The organism is Bacillus sp. S2(2024), assembly GCF_050474045.1.
GTDB classification, from domain to species: Bacteria; Bacillota; Bacilli; order Bacillales; family Bacillaceae_G; genus Bacillus_A; species Bacillus_A yunxiaonensis.
The window spans coordinates 4,735,001-4,740,000 of the sequence record NZ_JBFLUS010000003.1; the positions used below are offsets into that span (position 1 = coordinate 4,735,001).

A 5,000-nucleotide genomic window follows, 5' to 3' on the forward strand; every position below is an offset into this window, starting at 1 on the left:
GAGGAGCTGTCCTTAGTACGAGAGGACCGGGATGGACGCACCGCTGGTGTACCAGTTGTTCTGCCAAGGGCATAGCTGGGTAGCTATGTGCGGAAGGGATAAGTGCTGAAAGCATCTAAGCATGAAGCCCCCCTCAAGATGAGATTTCCCATAGCGTAAGCTAGTAAGATCCCTGAAAGATGATCAGGTTGATAGGTTCGAGGTGGAAGCATGGTGACATGTGGAGCTGACGAATACTAATAGATCGAGGACTTAACCATATAATATGAAGCAAATGTTATCTAGTTTTGAAGGAATATACCTTCATAAGTCTGGTAATGATGGCAGAGAGGTCACACCCGTTCCCATACCGAACACGGAAGTTAAGCTCTCTAGCGCCGATGGTAGTTGGGATTTTGTCCCTGTGAGAGTAGGACGTTGCCAGGCAATCTAAGACGAGTCAGTATGACTCGTCTTTTTTGTGCTTTCATCCTGCATTAAAGAGCAGTAAGACCTACACTGATGGAAGCTTCACGTTGTATTCTATGATGTATATAATACCTGCGGGGAAAATATCGGCATCTCCAAGCTTTAATAGAGCTGTGCATACATGTTACTATAAATAGACGGAATATTCTTTAATAAAGGGGTGTTAATTTGCTAGGTGAATTAGAATTAGTAATTGATGCTAAGGCTACTCTTGGAGAAGGGCCTTGCTGGGATAGTAAAAAGCAGTTACTATATTGGGTTGATATCTTAGAGAAGAAGGTTCATATCTATAATCCTATTACAAATAAAAATAAGGAAATCTTTGTTGGACAGATGGTAGGGTCAGTGGTTCCTAGGGAATCTGGTAACATGATCCTTGCTTTAGAGAATGGCTTTCATTCATTAAATCCTGATACGGAAGAACTACAGGCTATTTATGATCCAGAAAGCCATTTACAAGACAATCGCTTTAAAGATGGGAAGTGCGATCCAGCAGGTCGCTTTTGGGCAGGTACTACAGACTCAGTTGGTATAAGTGGAGAGGGAGCTCTTTACTGCTTAGATACCGATTTAACTGTCAAAAAGAAATTAGAACAAGTGAGTACTTCTAATGGTTTAGCGTGGTCACCCAATCATAAATACATGTATTTCATTGATACACCTACAAGAAAAGTAGTTTGTTTTGATTATGATGTCCATACAGGTCATATTACAAACCCACAAGATGTTATTGTCATACCAAAAGAGGAAGGACTTCCTGATGGGATGACAATTGATGAAGAAGGTATGCTATGGATTGCTCACTGGGGAGGTTCTAAAGTATCGAGGTGGAACCCTGTAAATGGAGAACAGTTGCTAACTATTCCTATACCCGCTTTATATGTGACCTCTTGTACATTTGGTGGAAGTGACTTAAATGAGTTATATGTTTCAACGGCAAGAATGCATAGTACAGATTCGAGTGCTGGTGGAGTATTTCGAATAAAAATGAACATAAGAGGATGTCCTACATATCAATTTAATGGATGAATTTATCAAACTTACGAAGAAAGTAGTTTGGATATTGGAAAATGTACGACTTCGAGAGGTTAAAATAGCAGATGTAAAAAAATCCCGCTCACTTTGTAGACGACTGGATGAGGAGACGGAATTTATGATGTTAGAGCCAAATGAGCGAAACATTACTGTCGATGAACAAGGGAAACAATAGTGAAAATACGTAAACATTTTCATGAAATTTGGAATTCCCCCTATTGTTCCCTCGGAAATATTTTTTCTTATTCAGCTTGCATCGCCTTCAATAGCGCAGCCAGCTTATTGATTGTATTCCAGTTGCGTGTTGTTGCTGTATTTCCGAGTTTCTGTAGATTCTTTGCCAACTTGGAATCCGGCATGCTTTGACGGAACAAGAAGTAAATTTCACGTCCATGCATATAGTATTCATCATTATCACGTTCGCTGTTCGATAGCAGCTCGGCCACCTTTTGTTGAGGCTCTTCAGTCAAAATGGAAACATGAACACTTTCTCCTTTGGCCAAGGGTACATCTGTATATGGGCAATGCTCAATGATACTCTCAAATTCTGTGGATGTTCTTACGACAACGGTGATTGAAATTCCAAAAGCTGTTTTAATTTCATTCTCAATTCGGAAGCACAATGATTCTATATCCTCCGCTGATTCAAATAGGACATTGCCAGTTTGAATATATGTTTGTACTCGGTTGAGACCCATCGTTTCTAACATATGCCTCAATTCAGCCATTTTAATCTTATTATGTCCGCTTACGTTAATGCCTCGCAACAGCGCGATATAAATTGCCATTCTGTCACCTTCAGTCTTTTTGTTTTATATTGCAACTAACAAATTCGTTACCTTGAAGAGGGATTCCTTTTTATATTGGGAAAAGCTCTGTGCAGTAAGTAATTAGAATTACGAAATTTATTCAACTATATATTTGGCATAGTCTATTAAAATATAAAAAATCCTATATTTAAAGGTTACTGTTGTTTTTAACTTTTTTGAATGTAGATTTGGATGAAATCTATTACTTAACTTAACAATTGTAATTGAAACGGATGTGAAATACATATGAGAGGCATTTTTATGCTAATAATAGCGATTATGCTATGGGGAATTGCTATTGCTCCAACAAAGTGGGCATTGCATTCATTCCCGCCTTTTATTTTACTTTTTTTACGCTTATCTTTAGCTGGCTGCTTATTCCTTCCTTTTTATTGGTCGGAAGTAAGACGAAGTTATATTCCGTGGAAAAGAATTATAATTTTATCTTTTACAGGTGTTGCGGGGTATTTTATGTTTACTTCATATGGAATTTCTCTTACAAGTGGAATGCATGTGAGTATTATTGATGCTACATTGCCTTTATTCATTATTATGTTTTCTGCTGTTTTTCTTAAAGAAAAGATCAGTTGGAAGTACTGGATTGGTATGTTTTTAGGGATGTGCGGTGTATTGCTTATAACAATTCCAGGTAATCAAAATGAGGGTACATCCTCTTTTATTGGAGACTTACTTATTTTAGCCAGTACAATTCTATTTGCTTTTTATAATATTTTATTAAAACAGCCGAAGGAGGAAGCGAATTTAACAAGCGGTGCATTTACTACATTAACTTTACTTGTAGGGGCTATTATAGTTTTACCTTTTACTACCTTTGAAGTATCGTATCGTGGAATCCCGGATGCAATAACGTGGAAGGCATGGGGAAGTTTAGTGTACCTTATTGTCGGTCCTACTATTCTTGCTTACTTACTATGGAATAAAGTACTAGAAGAAGTTTCGGCAGCTGTTGGTGGAATGTACTTAAATGTGCTTCCGTTAGTCAGTATAATGGCGTCTGTCATTTTATTAGATGAGGTTATAACGTGGAGAATTGTTGTGGGCGGAGGACTTGTTTTGTTGGCTGTTATCTGGGCAGAACAAGCAAAGTTTAAGATATTACTTCGATCAGTATTAAGTAAATAAACATTAATACTTATGAAGACATGCTTATACATATTTTTTCTAAAAAGAAGGTGCCATTTTATTTAGCTCCTTCTTTTTTAGAAAAGGGCTTTATATTTCTGAATACTGACTCGCTACTTCTAGTGCTTTTTCTCGTACGAAACGTATTAATTCCGGAGGCCTCTCTATTAATATTTCTGCCCCAAGACTGAGGAACAATCCGCCAATAAAAGGGATATCTGACTCCTTAACTTTTTCATTAATTACTCCAGTACCGTTAGGAGTAACTTGAATCCATTCTCCGATAGGATGAGGAGAATGGATTTTGCACCCTTTTTTTGTTAACTTTGCCTGTAAAGTGAGCTCTTTTGATAAAAACTCTGTTTGCTTTAACCATTGTGTAACTGTCATATCTACTGGAATTGGTTCCGGAAAATCCTGTTGCACTTTGAGAGAAATAATCCGATCGACTCGAAATGGTACATTGCTTTTTCGTTTGTAACAAAATGCAGGAGTATACCATAATCCGTTAGATAGGAAGAGCCCGAAAGCTTTAAAATGGAAAAGTGACTTTTGTATCTATGAGAGACAATATGAGACAGATTGCGGACGATCTTTATGATCGTGGGGTAGAAGAGTGGTACGATACTGTTCAATGTAGAGTATTATTTCTTCCAGCAGAAAAAGAAGGTGACTTTGATAAGAAATTAGCATGTATAAAAAATGTTGACTCTATAATGATAAGTGTGTATTATAGTAAGAGTCGCTGATGCAACAGAGCAGAAAGCGAAAACGAAATGAAAACTTAGTTGACATTGAATAACTGAGATGTTAACATAAGGAAGTCGCCAATTGAGCGGCAAACAAGTTCTTTGAAAACTGAACGAAACAAACAACGTGAAACGTCAATTTTTATTTATGATGCTAGACAAACTTTATTGGAGAGTTTGATCCTGGCTCAGGATGAACGCTGGCGGCGTGCCTAATACATGCAAGTCGAGCGAACCGATTAAGAGCTTGCTCTTAAGAAGTTAGCGGCGGACGGGTGAGTAACACGTAGGTAACCTGCCTATAAGACTGGGATAACTCCGGGAAACCGGGGCTAATACCGGATAACATTTTGCACCGCATGGTGCGAAATTGAAAGGCGGCTTCGGCTGTCACTTATAGATGGACCTGCGGCGCATTAGCTAGTTGGTGAGGTAACGGCTCACCAAGGCGACGATGCGTAGCCGACCTGAGAGGGTGATCGGCCACACTGGGACTGAGACACGGCCCAGACTCCTACGGGAGGCAGCAGTAGGGAATCTTCCGCAATGGACGAAAGTCTGACGGAGCAACGCCGCGTGAGCGATGAAGGCCTTCGGGTCGTAAAGCTCTGTTGTTAGGGAAGAACAAGTGCTAGTTGAATAAGCTGGCACCTTGACGGTACCTAACCAGAAAGCCACGGCTAACTACGTGCCAGCAGCCGCGGTAATACGTAGGTGGCAAGCGTTATCCGGAATTATTGGGCGTAAAGCGCGCGCAGGTGGTTTCTTAAGTCTGATGTGAAAGCCCACGGCTCAA

At 39.5% G+C, this 5,000-nt stretch carries 6 protein-coding genes and 3 rRNA genes (2 of these 9 running past the window's edge); 7 read left to right on the forward strand and 2 right to left on the reverse strand.

Going from position 1 to position 5,000, the window contains the following annotated elements:
* The 4 genes from AB1284_RS24145 to AB1284_RS24160 all read left to right on the forward strand — a co-directional run.
* Positions 1 to 260, forward strand: a 23S ribosomal RNA gene (locus AB1284_RS24145); it begins 2,662 nt to the left of the window's first position.
* 50 nt (positions 261 to 310) lie between these two features.
* Positions 311 to 426, forward strand: a 5S ribosomal RNA gene (gene rrf, locus AB1284_RS24150).
* Between the two features lie 210 nt (positions 427 to 636).
* Positions 637 to 1,497 carry an SMP-30/gluconolactonase/LRE family protein gene (locus tag AB1284_RS24155; protein WP_429752726.1) on the forward strand — a complete coding sequence of 287 codons (861 nt, stop codon included), beginning with the start codon at positions 637 to 639 and terminating at the stop codon, positions 1,495 to 1,497.
* 34 nt (positions 1,498 to 1,531) lie between these two features.
* Positions 1,532 to 1,678 (forward strand): hypothetical protein, encoded by a 147-nt coding sequence (locus tag AB1284_RS24160; protein ID WP_429752725.1) that lies wholly within the window; start codon positions 1,532 to 1,534, stop codon positions 1,676 to 1,678.
* Positions 1,679 to 1,745: 67 nt separating this feature from the next.
* Here the strand turns inward: AB1284_RS24160 and AB1284_RS24165 are convergent, their stop codons facing one another.
* Positions 1,746 to 2,291 carry a DUF1697 domain-containing protein gene (locus AB1284_RS24165; protein ID WP_429752724.1) on the reverse strand — a complete coding sequence of 182 codons (546 nt, stop codon included), beginning with the start codon at positions 2,289 to 2,291 and terminating at the stop codon, positions 1,746 to 1,748.
* A gap of 267 nt (positions 2,292 to 2,558) precedes the next feature.
* Between AB1284_RS24165 and AB1284_RS24170 the strand changes: the two genes are divergently transcribed.
* Positions 2,559 to 3,455, forward strand: a complete 897-nt coding sequence (locus AB1284_RS24170) for a DMT family transporter (protein ID WP_429752723.1) — start codon at positions 2,559 to 2,561, stop codon at positions 3,453 to 3,455.
* Between the two features lie 90 nt (positions 3,456 to 3,545).
* On the opposite strand, the gene AB1284_RS24175 is transcribed toward AB1284_RS24170, so the two are convergent.
* A complete protein-coding gene (locus AB1284_RS24175; protein WP_429754389.1) occupies positions 3,546 to 4,013 on the reverse strand; it encodes a helix-turn-helix transcriptional regulator in 468 nt (155 codons plus the stop codon).
* Positions 4,014 to 4,027: 14 nt separating this feature from the next.
* Between AB1284_RS24175 and AB1284_RS24180 the strand changes: the two genes are divergently transcribed.
* Complete coding sequence (locus AB1284_RS24180) at positions 4,028 to 4,204, forward strand: hypothetical protein (protein ID WP_429752722.1); 177 nt, start codon at positions 4,028 to 4,030, stop codon at positions 4,202 to 4,204.
* A gap of 165 nt (positions 4,205 to 4,369) precedes the next feature.
* Positions 4,370 to 5,000 (forward strand): 16S ribosomal RNA (locus AB1284_RS24185); it runs 920 nt beyond the window's last position.